We start from the raw sequence: 20,582 nt of genomic DNA, 5'->3' as shown, positions 1-20,582 counted from the left end.
GGCGGTACTCAGCCCTTCTCCGCCGACTCCAGCGCGGCCAGCAACACGTCGTGCGCCTCGGAGAGGCGGCGCGCTATCTCTTCGAGCTCGGCGAGGGACGGCTCGTGTTCAGGGTTTTCCGGATCCCCGATATCCGACAGCTGGGCGACCAGGGCATCAATTTCAGCGCGAAGCTGATCGGGATCGATATTCATCGCGTCCCTACGCTAGTCCAGAGACCAGCGCTGCAGCGCGTCCCGGGCGCGCGCGTCGGCCCCCTCGATGCGCACGGACCCGCCGGGCCCGGCGCCCCACACCGCGTGCGCGACGGCCCGGACGACCGAGAGCCCGTCGCCCTCGTCGGCGCCGTCGGCGCTGACCGTCACCGCCTGATCCCCGACGTCGACGTGCCAGCCGGGCTGCGGCTTCACCGCGAGCCGCTCGCCGTCGGAGTGCAGCGAGCGCAGGTCGTGGGCGATGTAGGTGGGCCGGCGGGCGGGGTCGGCGAACACCGCGTCGCGGGCGGTGCTGACCCCTGTGAGCACCATCAGGCTGGGCAGGTCGGCGGCAATGGCGCCCTCGATGTCGGTGTCCAGCCGATCGCCGACGACCAGGGGCGCTCGGAAGTCCCCACGGGCCACCGCGTCCTGCAGCAGCCGCGGCGCCGGCTTGCCCGCGACCCGCGGTTCGGCGCCGGTGGCGGCGCGCAGCGCGGCCACGAACGATCCGTTTCCGGGCAGCAGGCCGCGCTCGGTCGGCAGGGTCGGGTCGACGTTGGCGGCCACCCACAGCGCGCCCGCCCGGATGGCCAGCGCAGCCTCGGCGAGGTCGGGCCAGCCGATGGTGGTGGACAGGCCCTGCACGACGGCGACGGGGTCGTCGTCGTAGCGGCGCACCGGGCGCAGCCCTACGGCGGCGATCTCGTTGGCCAGCGCGTCGGTGCCGACGATCAACACGCGAGAGTCGGACGGTAGCTCGTCGGCCAGCAGCCGGGCCGCACTCTGGGCGCTGGTGACGACGTCGGTCGCGGTCGCGGTGAAGCCGAGCTCGCGCAGGTGCAGCGCCACCTCGTCGGCGCTGCGGGAGGCGTTGTTGGTCACAAAGAGCTTGCGGCTTTCGACCTCGTCGAGCGACCGCACGGCGCCCTCGGTGGGCTGGGCGCCGCGGAAGACGGTGCCGTCCAGGTCGACCAGCAGGCAATCGTATTGCTGCGCAATGGTTTTCATCTCAGGCGAGCTCGCCGACGCGCTCTTCGGCGTCGGTGACGCCGTCGATATCGGCGGCCGCCGAGCGCAGGAACCATTCCAGCGCCTCGTCATTGCGGCCGAGCGCCAGCAGCGTGTCGGCGTAGGCGTAGAACAGCCGGGCCGCCGTCGAGCCACTGCGGCTCGTGTCCAGCTGCGGGGTGGACAGGACGGTCAGCGCCTGCTCGAGCTGCCCGAGATCCGCGCGAGCGCCGGCGGCGACGATGCGCAACTCGTCGGCGTCGTCGCCGGACAGCTGGGCCGCCTCCTCGCCGCGCGCCAATTCGATCGCCCGCTCCGGACGGCCAAGGCCGCGTTCGCAATCGGCGATCAGCGCGAGCAGCGCCGACTTGCTGCCCATCCTGCGGGCGGCGCGCAGTTCGGCAAGCGCCTGGGCCCAGTCGCCGCAGTGGTAGGCGGCAATTCCGACGGCCTCTCGGACCGCGGCGATCCGGCTGGACCGGGCCCGCGCCGCCCGGGCGTGTTTGAGCGCGGCCTCGGGATCCTCGTCGATCAGCTCGCCGGCGGCGACCAGGTGGCGCGCCACCGCGTCGGCCGTGGCACGGTCCAGCGTGCTCAGCTCGCGGCGGATTTCAGGCGCCAGTTGTTTGGCTTCCACGCCGGGCGGTATCGGGGGCCCGTCGTTCGGCGCGCGATGGTCCTTGTCGCCGGTGCGCGGCTGCGCCGGCCGGGCGCGGCCGGGACCGGACCAGGAGCCGGATGCCTTGCGCGGTCCCCGCCTACCGCCGTGCCCCTGCCTGTCGTCGACCACTCTGCAAAGGATACGGGCGCGGCGGCGGGGCCTTTGATGAGTGTGCGGCGACGGCTTTGATTGTGACGGTGCACACACCGAAAGCCGTCAGTGCACACGGCGGGACCGAGACCGACTACGCCGGCGGGCGGTCGGTCAGCAGCGGCGCCAGCACCGCCGGGCAGTAGGTCGCGATCGCGACGATGGTGAACACGCCCGCCGCGTCGTGCGACATTCCGTGGCCGTCGGCGACCGTGCTGATCACCGAGTCGAACGACCCGCCGGGTTCCACGAGCATCGGGCACACCGACCTCCCCAGCGCCGTCGCGCTGTCCGGTTGCGACACCGCGACGCCGGCGTTCGTGAGGGCCCGCAGGAACGCGTTGCCCATCCAGTCGGCGTGCACGGGTGCGGCCAGTACGGCCGTCAGGCCGGCCAGGCCCGCGCTCAGCACCATCACCCGCAGCATCCGAGTCGCGCTAGTCACCGTGACCACCCTGGTCAGCCCAGGTCACGTCGGCGATACGACACGGTAACGACTAGGCGACGCGTTCGATGCCGGCGACGTTGCGCTTGCCGCGGCGCAGCACCAGCCACCGGCCGTGCAGGAAGTCCGACGGCTGGGGCGCCCATTCCTCGCTGTCGACGCGCACGTTGTTCACCGACACCCCGCCCTCGCCGATCGTGCGGCGTGCGGCCCCCTTGCTGGCCGACAGGCCGGCGGCCACCAGCAGGTCGACGATCCCGTTGGGACTGCCGGGCTTGAGCTCGGCGACCGACGTCTCGCGCAGCGCCGCGGCGAGCGTCGCCTCGTCCAACCGGTCGAGTTCGCCCTGCCCGAACAGCGCCCGGCTGGCGTGCTCGACGGCCTCGGTGGCCGCTTCGCCGTGCACCAGGACGGTCAGCTCGCGGGCCAGCCGGCGCTGGGCGGCGCGCTGCTGCGGCCGCTCGGCCGTCGCCGCCTCCAGCTCGGCCAGCTCGTCGGCGGACAGGAAGGTGAACCAGCGCAGGTAGCGGATCACGTCGGCGTCGGCGGTGTTGATGAAGTACTGGTACCAGGCGTACGGGCTGGTCATCTCGGGGTCCAGCCACAGGCTGCCGCCGCCGGTGGACTTGCCGAACTTGGTGCCGTCGGCTGCCGTCACCAGCGGGACCGTCAGCGCGTGGACCGTCGCGCCGAGCTTCTGGCGGACCAGGCGCACGCCGGCGATGATGTTGCCCCACTGGTCCGAGCCGCCGATCTGCAGCGTGCAGCCGTGGCGCCGGTGCAGCTCGACGTAGTCGTTGGCCTGCAACAGCATGTAGCTGAACTCCGTGTAGGAGATGCCTTCCCCGTCGAGGCGCCGTCGGATGGTGTCGCGGTCCAGCATCACGTTGACCGAGAAGTGCTTGCCGACGTCGCGCAGGAACTCGATGGCCGACAGGCCTTGCGTCCAGTCCAGGTTGTTGACGACGACGGCGCCGGTCGGCGATTCGTCGAAGTCGACGAAGCGCTCCAGCTGCCCGCGGATGCGCTCGGTCCACGCGGCGACGGTGTCCGCCTCGTTGAGGGTGCGCTCGCCGACGTCGCGGGGGTCGCCGATCATGCCGGTGGCACCGCCGGCCAGCACGATCGGCCGGTGCCCGGCGCGCTGGAACCGGCGCAGCGCCAGCAGCGGCACCAGGTGCCCGGCGTGCAGGCTCGGCGCCGTCGGGTCGAAGCCGGCGTACACCGTCATCGGCCCGCGCTGCGTTTCGGCCGCGAGCGCATCGAGATCGGTGGACTGCGCGATCAGCCCGCGCCACCCCAGCTCGTCAAGGATCCCGGAAGACATCGCGCACGACTTTAGTCGCTGTGACGACCTCGATTCGCCCACGCGCCGTGATATAAGGCAAGCTAACTACGTGGCGCATCGTGGCGCCGTCGTCTTCCCCCGTACGCGCACCAACAACGCGGAGCGTCATGGACAACCGATACTGGCCGTTGGTCGTCGCGATCATCATGCTCGCGCTCGGGCTCACCCTCACCGTCGACGACTTCAAGCGGGCCGCGGGCCTGCGCAAACCCCTCGCGGTGGCGCTCATCTGCCAGGCGCTGCTGCTGCCGACGCTGTGCCTGGTGATCGCCGAGGTCTTCCATCTCGAACCGCACCTGGCGGTCGGGCTCATGCTGATGTCGGCGACCCCCGGCGGGACGATGTCGAACATCCTGAGCCATTTGTTCAACGGCGATCTGGCACTCAACCTCACCCTGACCGCAATCAACGCGGTGCTGTCGATCGTTGCCCTGCCCACGATTCTGGCGGTGGCGATGACGTGGTTTCTCGGCGAAGGGCGGTTTCTGCCGCTGCAGCTGGACAAGTTCCTTGCGGTGATCGGCCTGGTGCTGGTCCCCATCGCGATCGGCGTTGCCATCCGTCACCGCTTCCCCGAGCTGGCCCGGCGAATGCAGAAGCCGGTCCGGATCGCGGCGCTCACGCTGCTGGTGCTGGCGATCGTTGCGGCCATCGCCGGCGGACGAACGACGCTCTGGCACAACATCGGCCTGCTGACCGGGGCCGTCGTGGTTTTCTGCGCCGTGAGCCTGATGGTCGGCTACCTGGCGCCGCGCCTGATGCGCCTGGCCCCGCGGCAGGCCGTCGCGGTCAGCCTGGAGGTCGGGATGCACAACGCCGTCGTGGCGATGGGCATCGCGCTGAGCCCGCAGCTGCTGAACAGCGCCGTGATGGCCACGCCCGCCGCGGTCTACAGCGCCATCGCGCCGCTGCTGGCCGTCACGTTCGTCTTGATCGCGCGCCGGGTGGACCCGGCGTTTCGGGTCGTCTCCCAGAGCGACACACCGGCCCGCACCTAGTCGCTCGTCCCGGGGGCGGGCGCCCGCGGGCTGCGCCGGTAGGCCGACACCTCCGGGCGGCCGCCGAGCCACAGTCGCCACGGCCGGTCGGCCGCCTGGCTGACGCCGACGCGGGGGCCCGAGGTGGCGGTCAGCGGGGCGTTCAGTTCCAGAGTCACCGGGCCGGCGGGATCGAACAGGTCAATCCCGTTGTCGTCCATGGTGATTCCCAACGCCGAGCACAGGTTGCCCGGGCCACGCGCCAGCGCGGCGGTGCGGACCAGCTCGCCGCGCCGGGCGCGCGCGACGTCGGTGCCCTCCTCGACCGCGGCGGCGCGCAGCAGGACGGCCGCCGCGATCCCGTCGGGCCCGCACGAGACGTTGGCGCAGACGTGGATCCCGTGGCTGCGGTAAGTGTAGAGCCGCCCGGGCGGCCCGAACATCACGGCATTGCGGCCGGACCGGCCGCGGTACGAGTGGGCCGCGGCGTCGGGCCAGGGACCGTCCGGAACCCCGCCGTAGGCCTCGACTTCGACGACGACGGCCCGCACGCCCCTGCCGTTGAGGGTGGCACCGAGCAACCGGTGCGCCGCGGCGACCGGATCCACCACCAGCTCGCCTGCAGCCACCCACCGAACCTACCGACACGGCCGACATGGCAATATCCCGGCCGAAATTGTGTCGAAGGAGCCCAACAATGCACATCGACCCCGCCGCCACGGCGTGGCTGCTGGCCAGCACCGCCTTGGTGCTGCTGATGACACCCGGCCTGGCGATCTTCTACGGCGGCATGGTCCGCACCACCGGGGTGCTGAACATGATCATGATGAGCTTCATCGCCATCCCGCTGGTCACGGTGGCGTGGCTGTTGATCGGCTACACCATCGCGTTCTCCCAAGACGGTGGGTACGGGCTCGTCGGAAACCTCGGACACCTCGGAATGCTCGGCATCGGCCCCGACACCGTCCACGGGGCGGTGCCCGAACTGTTGTATGCCACGTTCCAATTGGCGTTCGCGATCATCACGGCCGCCCTGGTCAGCGGCGCGATCGCGGACCGCGCGAGGTTCGCGGCCTGGATGGCGTTCGCCACCGTGTGGACGATCGTCGTGTATTCGGTTGTCGCGCATTGGGTGTGGGGACCCGGCGGCTGGCTGGCGAAGCTGGGGGTGCTCGACTACGCGGGCGGCCTGGTCGTCGAGATCGTGTCCGGATCCTCGGCCCTGGCCCTGGCGCTGGTGCTAGGGCCCCGCATCGGCTTCAAGAAGGACGCCATGCGACCGCACAACCTGCCGTTCGTCCTGCTCGGTGTCGGGCTGCTGTGGTTCGGCTGGTTCGGGTTCAACGCCGGATCCGCGTTGGCCGCCAACGGAACTGCCGCGGCGATCTTCCTCAACACGCTCGTCGCGGGGTGCCTCGGCATGCTCGGGTGGCTGACGGTCGAACGCATCCGCGACGGCAGGCCCACGACCTTCGGGGCGGCATCCGGTGTGGTGGCCGGCCTGGTCGCCATCACCCCGTCGTGCGGAACCGTCAACACGCTCGGCGCGGCGGTCGTCGGCCTCGCGGCCGGCGTCGTCTGCTCGTTCGCGGTGGCGGCGAAATTCCGCTTCAACTATGACGATTCGCTCGACGTGGTCGGCGTGCACTTCGTCGGCGGCGTCGTCGGCGTGTCGCTGATCGGGCTGCTCGCGACGGCGGTCATGACGGCGGGCCCGCGGGGCCTCTTCTACGGGGGCGGCTTCGCCCAACTGGGCAAGCAGGCGCTGGCGATCGCCGTGGTCGCGCTCTACGCGTTCACGGCGTCGTTCGTCCTCGCCAAGGTGATCGATCGGGTGATGGGCTTCCGGCTCAGCGCCGACGACGAGACCACCGGTGTCGACCTCACCCAGCACGCCGAAACCGCTTACGCCGAAGGCGTGCACGGACATCAGCCGCTTCGCCGCCCGGGCGAAAGATGAGCCGATCGCTACTTGCGTAGCGTGAATTGGTTGAGGTCGGTGTAGCCCTTGCGGAACAGGTTCGCGCAGCCGGTGAGGTATTTCATGTACATCTCGTAGACCTCTTCGGACTGGATCGCGATGGCCTCTTCTTTGTGCGCCTGAAGGCCCGCGGCCCAGACGTCCAGGGTCTTTGCGTAATGCCGCTGCAGGGATTGGCGGCGCTTCAGCTTGAAGCCGGCCTTCGCCGAGAACTCCTTGACCATGTCGATGGTCGGCAGGAAGCCGCCCGGGAAGATCTCGGTCTTCATGAAGTCGCTGAATTCGACGATCGCCGGGGTGAGCGGCAAGCCGGACTCGATGATCTCCTTCTCCGAGAGGACGGTGATCGTGTGCAACAGCATCGTGCCGCCGCTCGGCAACAGCTCGTAAGTTCTTTTGAAGAAAGCGTCGTAGCGGTCGTAGCCGACGTGTTCGAACGGTCCGATCGCCAAGATCCGGTCCACCGGATCGTGAAACCGCTCCCAGCCCTCGAGCAGCACCCGCTTGGAGCGCGGGCTGTTCGACTCGGCGAACAGTTGCTCGACATGGGCGACCTGATTCTTGGACAGCGTGATGCCGACGACGTTGACGTCGTATTTCTCGATGGCGCGCATCATGGCGGCGCCCCAGCCGCAGCCCAGGTCCAGCATCGTCATGCCCGGCTGCAAGCCCAGCTTGCTCAGCGACAGGTCGATCTTGGCGATCTGCGCCTGTTCCAGGGTCATGTCATCGCCGCCGAGCCAGTAGGCGCAGGTATACATCTGGGTGCGGTCGAGGAACAGCCGGAAGAAGTCATCCGATAGGTCGTAGTGCGCCTGCACATCCTCGAAATGCGGTGTCAGCTCCTCGGCCATGACGTGTTGCCTTTCCCTGGACTCGTCGGTGGTCCTGTCGATGTGCGGCTCGGCGTGGTGAGTTTATCGGCTGCGGCCGACCTGCGGGCTGCGCCCGGTGTGGAACGTCTCGTCGAACAGGTCGAGCATGGCCCGCCACGATCGCTCCGCTGACAGTTCGTCGAAGCGCAGACCGGGAACCTCGATGCGGTCGACCTCCGGGTGGGTGAAACTGTGCTGCGCGCCGCCATAGAGGTTCATGCGCCAGTCGACCCCGGCCGCGCGCATCTGCTCTTCGAACACGAGCCGCTCGCCGACGGGGATCAATGGGTCCTCGGTGCCGATGCACACGAGCACCTTTGCGGTGATGTTGGCGGCGTCCGACGGGCGCGGGGTGGCCAACCGGGGATGGAAGCCGACCACGACAGCGAGATCGGTGCCGGCGCGCGCGAGTTCCAGGACGAGGTGTCCGCCGAAGCAATAGCCGATTGCGGCGACCTTGGTGGGGTCGGTGCGGGGCTGGTCGAGTAGCACGGTCAGGCCCGCGCGGGCCAGCCCCCTGGTGCGCTCCGGGTCGTGCCAGAGATCGTCGAGACGGGCCATCATGGCTGCTCGGTCGGTCATCGATACGCCACCACCCTGATAGTCGAGCGCGAACGCCACGTAACCCAGCCCGGCGAGTTGATCCGCGCGGCGGCGTTGGTGGTCATCAAGCCCCGGGCCCTCGTGCGCGATCAGGACCGCCGGACACGGGCCGTCGCCGTCTGGCACGGCAAGCCGACCGATCATGGTTCTGCCGTCGGCCTGGTACTCGATGTCAGTCACGCTTGTCATGTCGACTGTCTAGCACGAGGTGCGTTGCGAGATAACGGTGTTCACCGCCAGCGAAGGCCGGCACTCGGCTAGCCCGTGGGCAGCTTGAGCACGAAGCCCTGAGCGTCATCGTCCTCCCAGGGAAGGCCGCCGCCCGTTGCCCGGGAACCCGTGTGATCGGTGACGTACACGTAGTTGCCGCCGGGGTCCACGGCCAACCCCAGGGGATCGATGAAACGCGGCGACCCGGGCAGCTCGGTCCAGGTACTCGACCCCGGCGCCAACTTCATCACGCCTCCGGCGAGCCCAGTGAAGATGTAGACGTTGCCGGCGTTGTCGATCGTCGCGTCCTGCTCGCCCGTGCTCAGCCCCTTATAGGAGTTGTCGGGGGCCGGGGGCATTCGGGTCCAGGTGTCGGACCCGGGTGCCAGCTTCACCAGGTAGCGCTCGACGGAATGGCGTCCCACGCTGTGCGAGACGCTGATGTAGACGTTGCCGGACTTGTCCACGGCCACATCGCCATTGGGACTCCCACCTCTGCCGCTCGACGGCAGCACGGTCGGCGTGCTCGACCCGGGCGCCAGCTTCAGCACCTCACTGTCGCTGATGTTGACGACGTATACCGCGCCCGCGGCGTCTACCGCCAGACCGTGGGGATCGCGCAGACGCCGGAGGGGCAGCTCCGTTTGGGTGCTCGACCCGGCGGGCTGTTTCAACACCCGGTTATGGCAGCTGTCGCTGACGTATACGGAGCCGGCAGAGTCCACCGCCACCCCGCCCAGGGAAGCGTCGATGGTATTGGAACAAAGATCGAGCCCGGTGAAGGGCAGCACCGTCTGGGCGCTCGACCCGGCCGCCAGCTTCACCACGCGATTGAGGTGGGTGTCGCTGACATAGACGTTGCCGGCGCCGTCGACGGCCACACCGTGCGGGCTGCGCAGGCCGGTGAATGGCAACGCGTACTGCCGTTCCCGGTCCGCCTTGAGCTGATCTTCCTTGCTCTGATGGTCATTCCAGATGCTGCTGGCCAGGAACATCATCGCCGGGCCCACGACGAACATGACCGCGGCGATGATGACGCCATAGATCCAGAGCTTGCGTCTGGGCCGGGCCAGTGGCGCCCCGCCCGGGCCGGGTGTGGCCGCACCCGCTTCTCGGGCCCTGTCCTCCAATTGCGAAGCCAGGCCGAACTTTTCGACGAGCGCGAGCCAATCCGTGTCCGAGACCACGAACTCCGGTTCATCCGCCGAAGGCACACCGCCGCGCCACGCAAACCGGTAACTGTACTTCGTGCGGGTGCCGCTCCAGCTAGCCTGCGGGGGGCCGGCGACATCGGGGCACCCGATGGTCAGCGGTTGCGAGTCGGCCACGCGCACAATGAGAACGGCCGTCGTCAGGGTACCCACGTAAGGCGCCGAGCGGGTGCTTACGGCGGGAGTCGCGGTCACCTGCCCAAGCGAACCCGCGGCGAGGCGCGCGTTGTTGTTCAGGTCGATCAGCGAGATCTCTTCGTCGCCAACGTCGATGGCCAGGCTCGGTCGCGGCGGGTTGGAGTTCAGCCTCATCGCCGTCGCGGTGTTCTTGAACATCCCGAAAAACGAGGACGAGAACATCGGCGCCGGGTTCGGAGTGAGCAGGCACCGAGTCGGTTGCCCCGGGACGGGCCCGCGTACGCCGGGGCCACGGCGGCGGCCGATCGCGGCGAGAAGCTCATCGAACTCCGACGCCCACATCGTCGCGTCCACGCTGTCGACCGGCGTTGCGTCGAGCGGTGTTTCGACACCAAGGCGATGATCCTGCCCGCCGATGACGAAACGCTGGCGGCCGCTGCGCAGGTGCAGCGCCGTGCCTTTCGTGGTGCCGCCGTACCCCGCGAGGGTCCACTTGCCCAGCTGCGCATCACCGAAGGAGAAGGCCTCGCCCGGTCGCGAGCTGACGGTCAGGCTGCCGTTCCCGACGTCGACGAACACCGTCTTTCTGCGATTCATCCGCCGCTGGAACAGCCCGAAAGCCGGCATGGCGAGGACCAAGAACGCCATGAAAACCAGGAAGCCGCCGACCTTCATCACGTTTTCCGCGCCCACGAGGGCGCCAACCAGGAACAGCGTCATGTAGATCAGTCCGAGCGACGCCATTCCCCCGAACATGATCAGGTAGGTGTACTTCATCATCTGCTTGGTGCTGGGCGGCGCAGCGGCTGCCACGAAACGGCGCGACGGACCCGCGTCGTGCGGGGTTGGCGGTGGCGGTTCGGCGCCGCGCGTCCGCTCGGCAAGCTGATGCTCCAGATCGGCGATGCGTTTCTCCGGGTCGCCGTGATCCGTCAGCAACTTGTCCATGTCGGTTCCCTTCACGGCTTTCTGATGGCTTCGCGGCGGGACGTTAGCGCCCGCCATTTGCGAAATTCTTGTGCGCTCCCCCGGCTACCGATCCCAGCTCCAAGACCCCGTCCCATCGAAGGCCCGCGAAGTCCAGCGCCAGATGGGGTTTAGGATCCCGGTTTTCGGCAGACCCGGGTGCCGTACGGTTACAGTTTCCCGGATGGAAACGCCGATGCGCCTCTGCTGTTGTCCTGGCCCGTCGGGCAGCGGTCGCGCTGGCGAGGCGGTAACCGCTTCGATGGAGGACTTGCTGGAGCGCCAGGCCGTCTTAGCAGAACTAGCCAGGCAGGCGCGGCGGGCCGCACGCGGTTCAGGGCGGATGGTGTTGCTTCGCGGCGAGGCCGGCATCGGCAAGACCACCGTGATCGCCCGGTTCACAGCCGGTTTGGGCGGATCGTGGCGGGTGTTGCGGGGCTGGTGTGATGCGCTGGCCACACCGCGGCCGTTGGGCCCGCTCATCGACGTGCTCGCTGACCTTCCCGGCGAGCATGGGGCCCGACTGGGTGCGGCCATCGAGGCCCGCGACAGCGAGGCCATCTATGCCCGACTGATCGCGATGTTGGGCGACCGAAAACCGTCGGTGTGGTTGATCGAGGACGTGCATTGGGCAGACGGCGCCACCCTCGATCTGTTGCGGTTTCTGGCCCGCCGCATCGACGCGCTGCCGGTGCTGTTGGTGGTGTCGTATCGCGATGACGAGATCGGCGACGAGCACCCGTTGGCGGTGCTGTTGGGAGATCTGGCCACCTGCCCGGCGGTGACGCGGATCGGGCTGGATCCGCTCAGCGACGCAGCGGTCGCGACGTTGGCCGTCGGCAGCGGCGTCAATGCCGACTCGCTGTACCAACTGACCGGCGGTAACCCGTTTTATGTCACCGAAGTGTTGGCCGCCGGACCTGATGTGCTTGCGCGGGAAGCGCTGCCGCGCAGCGTTTCTGAGGCCGTCTGGGGGCGGCTGGCGCGGCTGTCGGCAGCCGCGCGCCAGGTCGCGCAGGCGGCGGCGGTGTGCGGGCCGCGGGTGAGCCCGGCACTGCTGGAGGAGATGTTGCCCGGCTCGGTGGACGCGGTCGCCGAATGCCTGCGGGCCGGGGTCCTGCTCGCCGAAGCGGACACAGTGGGCTTTCGCCATGAGCTGGCCCGGCGCGCGACCGCCGACAAGATTCCCGACCATCTGCGTCGTCTGCTGCACAAGCAGGTATTGACGCTGCTGGCCCAGCCGCCGATCGATCCAAACACCCTGGCGGCATTGGCGTTTCACGCAGCCCAGGCCGGAGACGTCGACGCGGTCGTTCGTTACGCGCCGTCCGCCGCCGAGCGCGCCGCGGCGCTAGGGGCGCACGCCGAGGCCGCCGACCTGTTCGCGTTGACGTTGCATCATGCCGACTCCGCCCCGACCGAACAGAAGATGATCTGGCTCGAGCAACATGCGTTTAGCAGCTATATGAGCGGACTGCCGGACGCTGCCGCGTCCTCGTTTCGCGAGGCGATCACGTTGCGGCACAACCGCGGAGATCGGCTCGGCGAAGGTGACAACCTGCGCTGGCTGTCCAGCATGCTTTGGCCGCAGGGACACACGACGGAGGCCGCCGAAGCCGGTGCTGCCTCGCTGCGGCTCCTCGAAGACATGGAACCGTGCCCACAGCTGGGGTGGTCGCTGCTCAACATGGCTCAGCTGGCCGCCTGGGATCACGATCCGGCTTGCGCTGATTACGCCGCGCGCGCCTTCACCTTGGGCACCCAGCTCGGTAATCGCGCGGTGATGGTGCGGGCCAGCTGCTTTGCCGCGGTGGCCACCGTCACGCGGGGCGACACGGGCTGGGATAATCTCGAGTCCGCCTGGCACGAGGCCATGTCGGAGACGCTCTGCGAGGAGGCCGGCCTTGCCGGGGCGCTGCTCTCCTGGTTCGCCGCGCTGCATCACCACCTCGATCGCGCCGATCGCTACATCGCGGACACCCTGGCGTTTTGCGCCGACTACCAGCTGGGCGTTTACCGCGCATTTGCCACCGGCGCGGCCGCGCTGGTGGCGGTGCACCGCGGGAATTCGGCAATCGCACTGGCGTGCGCCAATGACGTGCTGACCCGGCCGGCCCTGGCACCACTGCACCGCATCTTTCCACTGGTCAGCGTGGCGTTGATCCGAGCGCGCCGAGGGGAGCAACCGGTAGTCCCGTTGCTGGACGAGGCGCTGGCCGCGGCCGACTCCGATGATCTGTTTCGCTTCGGCGTAGTGTGGGCCGCCCGCGCCGAGGCGGCCTGGCTGGTCGGCGATGACGACACCGCCCGCGCCGAAGCATTGGCCGGATTGGCGGCGGCGACGGAACACAGCGACCCCTGGCTGGTCGGTCATCTGCGCCGCTGGGCGAAGATGGCCGGCGGTTCGTTCGCTGACGCGCCGACCGCCGACACCATCACGCCCTACCGGCTGGAGATCAGCGGGGACTGGGAGGCCGCGGTGGCCGAGTGGACGCGCCTCGGCTGCCCCTACGACGCCGCGATCGCCCAGCTGGCCGGCGACATCCCGGCCGTGCAAGCCTCGCTGGAGAGCTTCCGCAAGGTGGGTGCCCGCGCCGCGGCCCGGCGCGCCCAGCAGCGCCTCGCCCAATTGCGCGGGCGCACCCCCATTCGACGCGCCGACACACTCTCCGACCCCGATGGCCTGACCCGCCGGGAACGCGAAGTCCTCGAAGTGCTCGCTAGCGGGCGTAGCGACACCGAGATCGCCGCAGCGCTGCACATCAGCCGCAAGACTGCCAGCCACCACGTCAGCTCGATTCTCACCAAACTTGGCGTGGACAACCGCATCCAGGCCGCCGCCCACGCACTCCAACGCCTGACATCGCTCGCCTGACACGGCTCTGTCCACTGTGAAATCCACGACGCCGCGGCGGCGTGTCGCGTCGTGCATTTCACGTTCGGCGGCGAAGTCGGCCTTGACATCGCCAGACGGGGGGCGGAGTATTCATCATATGATGAGTTCATCGAGTGATGAATTATTGAAAGAAGGCCGCGCTCCGGCCGTCGACATCGAACATCTGCGCGTTACGCGCTTCAAACGCCCTGTTCTGCACGACTTTTCGGTGAAAATAGCCAAGGGCACGATCACCGGCTTCCTGGGCCCGTCCGGCTGCGGCAAGACCACCCTGATGCGGTGCATCGTCGGGACGCAGATCGTGAAGTCGGGCACCGTCACCGTGCTGGGCCGGCCGGCCGGAAGCCCGGCGCTGCGCCGCCGCGTCGGATACATGCCGCAGGACCCGACGATCTACAACGACCTGCGGATCGTGGACAACGTCCGCTACTTCGCCTCCCTGTACGGCTTCGACAACCAGGCCGCCGACGCGGCCATCGAGCGGGTCGGGTTGACCGACCATCGAACCGCCTTCTGCGGCAACCTGTCCGGAGGTCAGCGCACCAGAGCGTCTCTGGCCTGCGCGCTGGTCTGCCGGCCCGAGCTGCTCGTGCTCGACGAGCCGACCGTGGGCCTGGACCCCGTGCTGCGGGTCGACCTGTGGGAGCAGTTCGCCGAGCTCGCCCGCGGCGGCACCACCCTGCTGGTCTCCAGCCACGTGATGGACGAGGCCGACCACTGCGGCGACCTGTTGCTGATGCGCGAGGGCCACCTCGTCGCCCACACCACCCCGACCCGACTACGAGAGGACACCGGATGTCCGTCACTGGAGGACGCGTTTCTGTCCATCATCAAGCGCAGCACGAAGCTCCAGGCCGGTTAGGGCTCAAGGCGTACGCGGCCACCACGACGCGCATCCTGCGTCAGCTCGCCGCCGACCACCGCAGCGTCGCCCTGATCCTGCTGGTGCCGATCCTGGTGATCACGCTGATGTACTTCATGTTCGAGAACGCCCCGCACCGCCCGGGCACGCCGACGCCGTTCAACAACGCCTGCCTGATCCTGCTGGGCCTGTTCCCGCTCTTCGTGATGTTCATCATCACGTCGATCACCATGCAGCGCGAACGGGCCTCCGGGACGCTGGAGCGCATCCTGACCACGCCGCTGCGCCGGCTGGACCTGCTCATCGCCTACGGCACCGCATTCTCGATTGCCGCTGCGGCGCAAGCGATCCTGGCCTGCATCGTGTCGTTCTGGCTGCTGGGCTTCGACACCGCGGGCAGCCCGGTATGGGTGTTCGTGATCGCCATCGTCAACGCCGTGCTGGGCGTCGGGCTGGGCCTGCTGTGTAGCGCCTTCGCGCGCACCGAGTTTCAGGCCGTGCAATTCATCCCGCTGGTGATGGTCCCCCAGTTGCTCCTGGCCGGCATCATCGTGCCTCGGGCATTGATGGCGCACTGGCTGCAGTGGATCAGCAACGTGCTGCCGGCGAGCTACGCGCTGGAGGCCCTGCAGCAGGTGGGCACGCACAGCGAACTCACCTACGTCGCGGTGCGCGACATCGTCGTCGTGATGGGGTTCGCGCTTGCGGCGCTGTGCCTGGCCGCGGCGACGCTGCGCCGGCGGACGCCCTAGTGGCGATCGCAAGCGCGGCGGAGCCGGGCGGAGCGGGTCGCCACGGAGGGCACTAGCGTGGCGGTCACCAACACCGGGCGCCGGCGGCCGGGGCGACCGGCGGGCAGCTCGGACACCCGAGAGCGAATCCTGACCAGTGCCCGAGAGCTGTTTGCCCGCAACGGCATCCGTAACACGTCGATTCGCGCGGTGGCCGCCGCGGCCGGTGTCGATTCGGCGTTGGTGCATCACTACTTCGGCACCAAGGAAAAGCTGTTCGCCACCGCCGTGCACATCCCGATCGACCCGATGGAGGTCATCGGCGCATTGCGCGAGGTGCCCGTCGAGGAGCTCGGCCACACCTTGCCGTCAATGTTGTTGCCGCTGTGGGACTCCGAGATCGGTACGGCATTCGTCGCCGCGCTGCGGTCGATCCTCGCCGGCTCGCAGACCAACCTGTTTCGTTCGTTCATAGAAGACGTGATCGCGGTCGAAATGGGTCCCCGCGTCGACAATCCGCCGGGCACCGGTCACATCCGCATCCAGTTCGTCGCCTCGCAACTGGTCGGCGTCGTGATGGCGCGCTACATCCTGGAATTCGAGCCGTTCGCGTCGCTGCCCGCCGAGCAGATCGCGCAGGCCATCGCGCCGAACCTGCAGCGCTACCTCACCGGGGATCTGCCGGACGGGCTCGTGCCATGAGCCGTTCGTGCTCGTCGTCGTCGACGTCGCGCGCCTCGTCGATCAGCAGCACCGGGATGCCGTCCTCGATGCGGTAGGCGCGGCGCAGCCGAGGGTTGTAGAGCAACTCATCCCCGATGAGCACCAACGGGCCCCGGTCGGCCGGACACACCAGGATGCTGAGCAGGGCATCGTCGAGCGTCACTGCGCACCGCTCAGCTCGGACCGCGCGGCCGGAGTCAGCTTGCGGAACTGCTCGCTGGTCGCGTCGAAGTACCACGCCTGGCGCCCCGCCTTCGGGATCCCGGCCGCGCGCAGCGCGCTGACGGTCGGACGGTAGGTGGCGCTGAGCGTCAGCTCCGGGCACACCTGCACGATGTCCGGGCCCACCCCGATGGGCAGGTCGCCCACGGCCTCGGTCAGGTCCGCGGCGGTGATGGCGGCCCCGGGCAGCAGCGTTACCGCCGCGACCGCCAACTGGCGGTCGCCGACCGGGACGTTGTAGGTCACCGCGAGGTCGACGCCGTTGATGCAGCTCAGCGCGTCGGTGACCGGTTCGGCGAACACCAACCCGCGCGCGGTGTGCACGACCGAGCCGCGCCGTCCCGCCAGCCAGTAGTCGCCGTCCCCGTCGCGGTAGAACAGGTACTCGGTGGAGATCCAGGTGTCGGCCGGGGCGAACACCCCCCGCTTGACCGACGCGCTGGGATCGATCGGCCCGCGGGACTGGGCGAGCAGCACCCCCACCTGCAGGGGCTCGGCGCGCTGCACGAAGCCGCGGTCGTCCTCCAGGATCAGGTCGTGCTGAGCGTCGTAGGCCGCGAGCTCGACGCGCCCAACGCCGGGCAGCGGGCGGCCCTTGCTGCCGATCTTGGCGCCGGACACGTTGGCCAGCACCGCCTGTCCGTCGGTGGTCGCGAAGAATTCGACGACATTGGCGGGCGTGAACGCGTCGAGCACCCGCTGCCACAAACCGGTCGGCATGCCCGAGCCGATGAACAGGCGCACCGGATGGTTGCCGTGCAGCACGAACGCGGGATCGTCGACGACTTCGCGCAGCATCGCCCAGGTGTAGGACACCACCGTCACGCCGTACTGGCGGATCTCCTGGACAAACCGCTTCGGGTCCAGACCGCGCGACAGCGCGATGCGGGTGCCGCCGACCACCGCGCCGCCCAGGCTGACCAGCAGGGCCGACTCGTGGTGCAGCGGCGTGAGGCAGTACACGGTGTCGCGGCGGTCCAGGGCGGCCGTCGACGCGGTCCCGAACGCCGACAGCGCCCAGCGGTAGTTGGTGATCTGCTTTGCCACCAGCTCGCCGCCGGCGGCGGTGAACGCGATGAACGCCAGGTCGCGCGCCAATCCCGGGTTGGGCCGGTACCAGGCCGGCAGCGCGACCGCGTCCGGGTCGATCTGTTCCATGTCGATGACGTCGCTGTCATGCGGCAGGTGCAGATCGCGCGATTCGCCGCCACCGAGCACCAGGATCTGACCCGGCAGGTCGCGCGCCGCGTCGAGGTTGGTCGGGTCGGTGAGGATCTCGCTGACTCCCCCGAGCCGCACCGACGCTGCCAGGTCGGCGTCGGGCCGCATCACCACGGCGACGGCGCCCAGCCGCGACAGCGCGGCGATGGCAACCAGGGCGCTGGGGCGGGTCTCCATCAGCACGCCGACCCGGTCGCCCTGGCGCACGCCCACCTCGATCAGGCCGCGGACGACGTTGTTGACGCGCCGGTTGACGGCCTCGTAGGTGTGCACGCGCCCGTCGAACAACAGGAACTCGCCCTGCGGGGCGTTGCGCGCCTGCTCCTCGATTATGCGGCCCAGCGAGATCCGGGTGTGGTCGTTGATCTGCCCGAGCCGCACCAGCCGGGGCAGCGTGCGGATGGTCTCGACGGCCAGGGTGCGCATCGACTTGTTCGCCGCGACGACGGTGTTGGCCGCTCCGCGCACCGCCCCGATCGCCGCCTCGGAGACCTCACCGATGCCGTGCGTGATCCTCGAACTCATCGCGACACCGCTGTCGGTGTGCTCGATCGGCTGATCGGCCATCAGGTCGATGCCGCTCGGCTTGTCCCCGCCCGTCGACAGCCAGCGCACCCATTCGGCGACGGTGGGCCAGCTCTCGCGCGCCGCCCGGGATCCGACCACAAGACCGAAATGCCCTGTGCGGATTAGTCGTTCGTATACCTCGGCGTTCGGCGCCGCCCGCCGGATGCCGCGCACCGAGGCCGGCTGCCCGATGTCGTCGACCTCGCCAACGAAGGCCAGCACCGGGCAGGTGATGTCGGTGAGCGTGACCATCTGGCCGTTGATCGCGAAGCCACCGGTCATCATGCGGTTGTGCGCGATGAACTGCTTGAGCAGCTCGGAGATCGCCGGGCCCGACCACGCGATCCAGCCTTCGCGCTCGAGGAACCGGCGCTGTTGTTCACGCGGCAGCAGCGCCTCGCGGTCGTGCAGCTGGCGCACGAAGTCCACCCGGGCCTTGGCCGTCTTGAGCGGGTCCATCATCTGAAAACCGGCCCGCGCCATCCAACTTGGGATGGCCATCCGGCTGAAGACGTGGTCGGCCATGAAGTTCGCGGCCGGCGCGGCGAAGTTTGCCGGGATGCCCATGGGCAGGGCCGCCAGCGTGTCAACCGGCGACCCGAACGCGACGATGCTGGCGATGTTCTTCGAACGCCGGTACGCCGCGGCCTGATAGCACCACATCCCGCCCTGCGAATAGCCCACCAGATGCACATCGCTGCCCGTGACGTCCTTGACGGTGTCGACGGCCTGGCTGAGCGCGACGATGTGGTCGGCCAGATTGCGGCGCATGCCGCCCTCGACCTTGTCCGGCGAACCGAAGTCGATGACCCAGGGATCCAGCCCCCCGGCGTGCAGGATTCCCACCGCGCCGTCGTCCCTCGTGACATCCCACATGTCCGCCGACATCATCATCGGGTGGACCATCAGGACGGGCGGGCCCACCGGCGGCTGCCCGGGCCGGCTGTCCGGAGGGAAATACCGGCGCAGCTTGTACATCGGGACGCTCTCGACGATCTGGGATGGCGACGGCACCGTGCCGGTTTCCAAGCCCCCCAGCCGCAAGACCTCTAACCCGTTCTGTGCCGTGGCGACCAGCCGTTCGACCGGACGCGTGACCATCGAAAAATTGAGATCCACCGCTGCTCCCTGACTCTTGACAGCTCCGCCATCATGGCACACCGGCGGCCCGGCGGTTCTGGTCAGGCTGTTTGCCCGCGGGCGGCCCCAGCCCGGCTCGATGCGGGTATCGAATTAGTCGAGCCCGTAAATTCTTCGGCGGCTCCACCCCTCGTCACCGGCGCCGAATCCCCACGGGTCGCTGTCGGCCATGCGCCGCAGTCGCTGCGCCATCCGGCGATCCTCCGCCGCGTACTCGCGGTGCCGAATCGCGTGTCCCCGCCACTCATCGGCGCGGCGATCGTCGCGCCAGGCCGCCTCGTCATACGCGTTCGCGGTTCGCTCGTGACTGTCCGCGGAAATGTCCAGGCTGCTCGCCGCGGATCGCTGCGCCGCCCTGGCCAGCCGCCGCGCCTGCTCGGCCCGCCGGCCTGCGCGCAACGCGTCCTCGGCGCCCCACGCCCCGGGACCAGATTCGGCCTGAAGTCCGTTGTGTGCATTGACCATGATCCGGTCCTTTCTCGAGCGCAGGATTGCCCGGTTGTCGCGGCTGAAACCGGTCCGCGCCGACGAATCGGCGAAGGATGACTTGCGTTGCCCCCCATGGCTTGGCGCCACCAGTGGCCTGGCGCGGAATTCAATGGTTAGCGCGCGCGAATCCGGGTACTTAACCCGAGCGCAAGGGTTTGCGACGCATGCCTGCATGCCGTCACGACCACCTCGGTTGAAACACGCAGCTGGGCGCTTAACCGGTCCTGTGGGCAGCCACTTCGACTCGATCCCCCGAGCGGTGTCGTAGGGGTGGCCGTCCGAGCGTGTTTCCTGCGGGAGTGAGGTGCCCCGATGGGCAGACGGCGGGCTTCCACCACGAGCCCCCCTTGGCGCGGAACGTCGACACGATTCACCGGTTCAGGACGCTGCACCCGCGTTCGCCACCAGACAGCTCACAACGCGTTCAATCCGGGCCGCTGAGGCCCGGCCGACCCCAGGAAGAGGAACTCAAATGATGTTGCTGGACAACGCCGGACGGCGCCGGGGCGGCGGTGCAGGGCAGGTGGCCGAGCGCGCGTTGTACGACGTCGCGCACGGTCGCTTCGAACGCTCCCTGTCGGGGCTGACGGCAATCGCGGCCCTCGTCACCACCGCGGAAATCTATTTCGAGCACTACAAGGCCAGCTTCGGAAACAAATGGATGTGGAGCCCGATCGTCGTCACCCCGCCGGTGGTCGTCGCCGGAATCGGCGGGGTGTTCTCGCGCCGCTGGGCAAAAATCTGGCTGCCGATCACCGCGGGCGTCTACACGGCCAACGGGCTGATGGGTGAATACCTGCACGCCCGCGGCGTCGCCCGCAAACCGGGCGGGTGGAAGAACGCGTCCTACAACGTGCCGATGGGCCCGCCCATCGCTGCGCCCGGGTTGATGTGCATGGTCGGCGGGATGGGCCTGCTGGCCTCGATCCTGCGCCGCGAACGGTTCCGGCGATAACGACGG

19 protein-coding genes are annotated in these 20,582 nt (G+C 68.9%); 7 read left to right on the top strand and 12 right to left on the bottom strand.

The features are described 5' to 3' along the window. Positions 1–8 precede the first annotated feature (8 nt). The 5 genes from AC5Y4S_RS26605 to tyrS all read right to left on the bottom strand — a co-directional run bounded on the left by AC5Y4S_RS26605 (position 9) and on the right by tyrS (position 3,788). Positions 9–194, bottom strand: a complete 186-nt coding sequence (locus tag AC5Y4S_RS26605) for a hypothetical protein (protein WP_068108770.1) — start codon at positions 192–194, stop codon at positions 9–11. Positions 195–206: 12 nt separating this feature from the next. Beyond that, on the bottom strand, positions 207–1,205 hold the full coding sequence (locus AC5Y4S_RS26600; RefSeq protein ID WP_500035558.1) for an HAD-IIA family hydrolase: 999 nt from the start codon (positions 1,203–1,205) through the stop codon (positions 207–209). A gap of 1 nt (position 1,206) precedes the next feature. After that, complete coding sequence (locus AC5Y4S_RS26595; RefSeq protein ID WP_500035557.1) at positions 1,207–1,995, bottom strand: tetratricopeptide repeat protein; 789 nt, start codon at positions 1,993–1,995, stop codon at positions 1,207–1,209. A 115-nt stretch (positions 1,996–2,110) separates the two neighbouring features. Beyond that, entirely contained in the window at positions 2,111–2,470 is a 360-nt protein-coding gene (locus AC5Y4S_RS26590) for a DUF732 domain-containing protein (RefSeq protein ID WP_500035556.1), read from the bottom strand. A gap of 43 nt (positions 2,471–2,513) precedes the next feature. Then, positions 2,514–3,788: a tyrosine--tRNA ligase gene (gene tyrS / locus AC5Y4S_RS26585; protein ID WP_500035555.1), complete on the bottom strand. Its 1,275-nt coding sequence runs from the start codon at positions 3,786–3,788 to the stop codon at positions 2,514–2,516. 80 nt (positions 3,789–3,868) lie between these two features. On the opposite strand from tyrS, the gene AC5Y4S_RS26580 reads away from it, so the two are divergent. Continuing rightward, positions 3,869–4,807, top strand: coding sequence for a bile acid:sodium symporter family protein (locus AC5Y4S_RS26580; RefSeq protein WP_500035554.1), 939 nt, complete (start codon positions 3,869–3,871; stop codon positions 4,805–4,807). Here the strand turns inward: AC5Y4S_RS26580 and AC5Y4S_RS26575 are convergent. Next, complete coding sequence (locus AC5Y4S_RS26575; RefSeq protein WP_500035553.1) at positions 4,804–5,415, bottom strand: DNA-3-methyladenine glycosylase; 612 nt, start codon at positions 5,413–5,415, stop codon at positions 4,804–4,806. The two genes, AC5Y4S_RS26580 and AC5Y4S_RS26575, sit on opposite strands and share 4 nt — an antisense overlap. 68 nt (positions 5,416–5,483) lie before the next feature. Here AC5Y4S_RS26575 and AC5Y4S_RS26570 point away from each other — a divergent pair, with 68 nt between their 5' ends. Then, a complete protein-coding gene (locus tag AC5Y4S_RS26570) occupies positions 5,484–6,746 on the top strand; it encodes an ammonium transporter (protein ID WP_500035552.1) in 1,263 nt (420 codons plus the stop codon). An 8-nt stretch (positions 6,747–6,754) separates the two neighbouring features. On the opposite strand, the gene AC5Y4S_RS26565 is transcribed toward AC5Y4S_RS26570, so the two are convergent. The 3 genes from AC5Y4S_RS26565 to AC5Y4S_RS26555 form a co-directional block, all read right to left on the bottom strand. Further along, on the bottom strand, positions 6,755–7,621 hold the full coding sequence (locus tag AC5Y4S_RS26565) for a cyclopropane mycolic acid synthase family methyltransferase (RefSeq protein ID WP_500035551.1): 867 nt from the start codon (positions 7,619–7,621) through the stop codon (positions 6,755–6,757). A 63-nt stretch (positions 7,622–7,684) separates the two neighbouring features. Further along, positions 7,685–8,434 (bottom strand): dienelactone hydrolase family protein, encoded by a 750-nt coding sequence (locus AC5Y4S_RS26560; protein ID WP_500035550.1) that lies wholly within the window; start codon positions 8,432–8,434, stop codon positions 7,685–7,687. Between the two features lie 68 nt (positions 8,435–8,502). After that, on the bottom strand, positions 8,503–10,752 hold the full coding sequence (locus AC5Y4S_RS26555) for an NHL repeat-containing protein (protein ID WP_500035549.1): 2,250 nt from the start codon (positions 10,750–10,752) through the stop codon (positions 8,503–8,505). Between the two features lie 280 nt (positions 10,753–11,032). Here AC5Y4S_RS26555 and AC5Y4S_RS26550 point away from each other — a divergent pair, with 280 nt between their 5' ends. The 4 genes from AC5Y4S_RS26550 (at position 11,033) to AC5Y4S_RS26535 (ending at position 15,961) form a co-directional block, all read left to right on the top strand. Continuing rightward, positions 11,033–13,645: an ATP-binding protein gene (locus tag AC5Y4S_RS26550; protein WP_500035548.1), complete on the top strand. Its 2,613-nt coding sequence runs from the start codon at positions 11,033–11,035 to the stop codon at positions 13,643–13,645. A 118-nt stretch (positions 13,646–13,763) separates the two neighbouring features. Beyond that, entirely contained in the window at positions 13,764–14,528 is a 765-nt protein-coding gene (locus tag AC5Y4S_RS26545; RefSeq protein ID WP_500035547.1) for an ABC transporter ATP-binding protein, read from the top strand. After that, a complete protein-coding gene (locus AC5Y4S_RS26540; protein WP_156766754.1) occupies positions 14,462–15,280 on the top strand; it encodes an ABC transporter permease in 819 nt (272 codons plus the stop codon). Before AC5Y4S_RS26545 ends, AC5Y4S_RS26540 begins: the two co-directional genes overlap by 67 nt. Before the next feature lie 57 nt (positions 15,281–15,337). Further along, the gene (locus AC5Y4S_RS26535; protein WP_500035546.1) at positions 15,338–15,961 is read left to right on the top strand and encodes a TetR/AcrR family transcriptional regulator; all 624 of its coding nucleotides are present in this window, start codon (positions 15,338–15,340) and stop codon (positions 15,959–15,961) included. Here AC5Y4S_RS26535 and AC5Y4S_RS26530 read toward each other — a convergent pair. The 3 genes from AC5Y4S_RS26530 to AC5Y4S_RS26520 all read right to left on the bottom strand — a co-directional run bounded on the left by AC5Y4S_RS26530 (position 15,927) and on the right by AC5Y4S_RS26520 (position 19,597). Beyond that, entirely contained in the window at positions 15,927–16,145 is a 219-nt protein-coding gene (locus AC5Y4S_RS26530; RefSeq protein ID WP_500035545.1) for a Trm112 family protein, read from the bottom strand. The genes AC5Y4S_RS26535 and AC5Y4S_RS26530 overlap by 35 nt on opposite strands. Further along, positions 16,142–19,111, bottom strand: a complete 2,970-nt coding sequence (locus AC5Y4S_RS26525; protein ID WP_500035544.1) for an acyl-CoA synthetase — start codon at positions 19,109–19,111, stop codon at positions 16,142–16,144. Before AC5Y4S_RS26525 ends, AC5Y4S_RS26530 begins: the two co-directional genes overlap by 4 nt. Before the next feature lie 114 nt (positions 19,112–19,225). Then, positions 19,226–19,597 carry a hypothetical protein gene (locus AC5Y4S_RS26520; protein ID WP_500035543.1) on the bottom strand — a complete coding sequence of 124 codons (372 nt, stop codon included), beginning with the start codon at positions 19,595–19,597 and terminating at the stop codon, positions 19,226–19,228. Between the two features lie 496 nt (positions 19,598–20,093). Here AC5Y4S_RS26520 and AC5Y4S_RS26515 point away from each other — a divergent pair, with 496 nt between their 5' ends. After that, entirely contained in the window at positions 20,094–20,576 is a 483-nt protein-coding gene (locus tag AC5Y4S_RS26515) for a hypothetical protein (protein ID WP_068185646.1), read from the top strand. Positions 20,577–20,582 lie beyond the last annotated feature (6 nt).

This window comes from Mycobacterium sp. NGS64 (genome assembly GCF_059812245.1).
The sequence above is the reverse complement of the archived record's forward strand: the minus strand, read 5'-3'. Positions and strand labels throughout refer to the sequence as shown.

Excerpts from the sequence above, each read along its gene's own strand:
- AC5Y4S_RS26605 (WP_068108770.1), bottom strand. The coding sequence starts at position 194 with ATGAATATCGATCCCGATCAGCTTCGCGCTGAAATTGATGCCCTGGTC.
- AC5Y4S_RS26600 (WP_500035558.1), bottom strand. The coding sequence starts at position 1,205 with ATGAAAACCATTGCGCAGCAATACGATTGCCTGCTGGTCGACCTGGAC.
- tyrS (WP_500035555.1), bottom strand. The coding sequence starts at position 3,788 with ATGTCTTCCGGGATCCTTGACGAGCTGGGGTGGCGCGGGCTGATCGCG.
- AC5Y4S_RS26570 (WP_500035552.1), top strand. The coding sequence starts at position 5,484 with ATGCACATCGACCCCGCCGCCACGGCGTGGCTGCTGGCCAGCACCGCC.
- AC5Y4S_RS26565 (WP_500035551.1), bottom strand. The coding sequence starts at position 7,621 with ATGGCCGAGGAGCTGACACCGCATTTCGAGGATGTGCAGGCGCACTAC.
- AC5Y4S_RS26560 (WP_500035550.1), bottom strand. The coding sequence starts at position 8,434 with ATGACAAGCGTGACTGACATCGAGTACCAGGCCGACGGCAGAACCATG.
- AC5Y4S_RS26555 (WP_500035549.1), bottom strand. The coding sequence starts at position 10,752 with ATGGACAAGTTGCTGACGGATCACGGCGACCCGGAGAAACGCATCGCC.
- AC5Y4S_RS26550 (WP_500035548.1), top strand. The coding sequence starts at position 11,033 with ATGGAGGACTTGCTGGAGCGCCAGGCCGTCTTAGCAGAACTAGCCAGG.
- AC5Y4S_RS26545 (WP_500035547.1), top strand. The coding sequence starts at position 13,764 with ATGATGAGTTCATCGAGTGATGAATTATTGAAAGAAGGCCGCGCTCCG.
- AC5Y4S_RS26540 (WP_156766754.1), top strand. The coding sequence starts at position 14,462 with ATGTCCGTCACTGGAGGACGCGTTTCTGTCCATCATCAAGCGCAGCAC.
- AC5Y4S_RS26520 (WP_500035543.1), bottom strand. The coding sequence starts at position 19,597 with ATGGTCAATGCACACAACGGACTTCAGGCCGAATCTGGTCCCGGGGCG.
- AC5Y4S_RS26515 (WP_068185646.1), top strand. The coding sequence starts at position 20,094 with ATGATGTTGCTGGACAACGCCGGACGGCGCCGGGGCGGCGGTGCAGGG.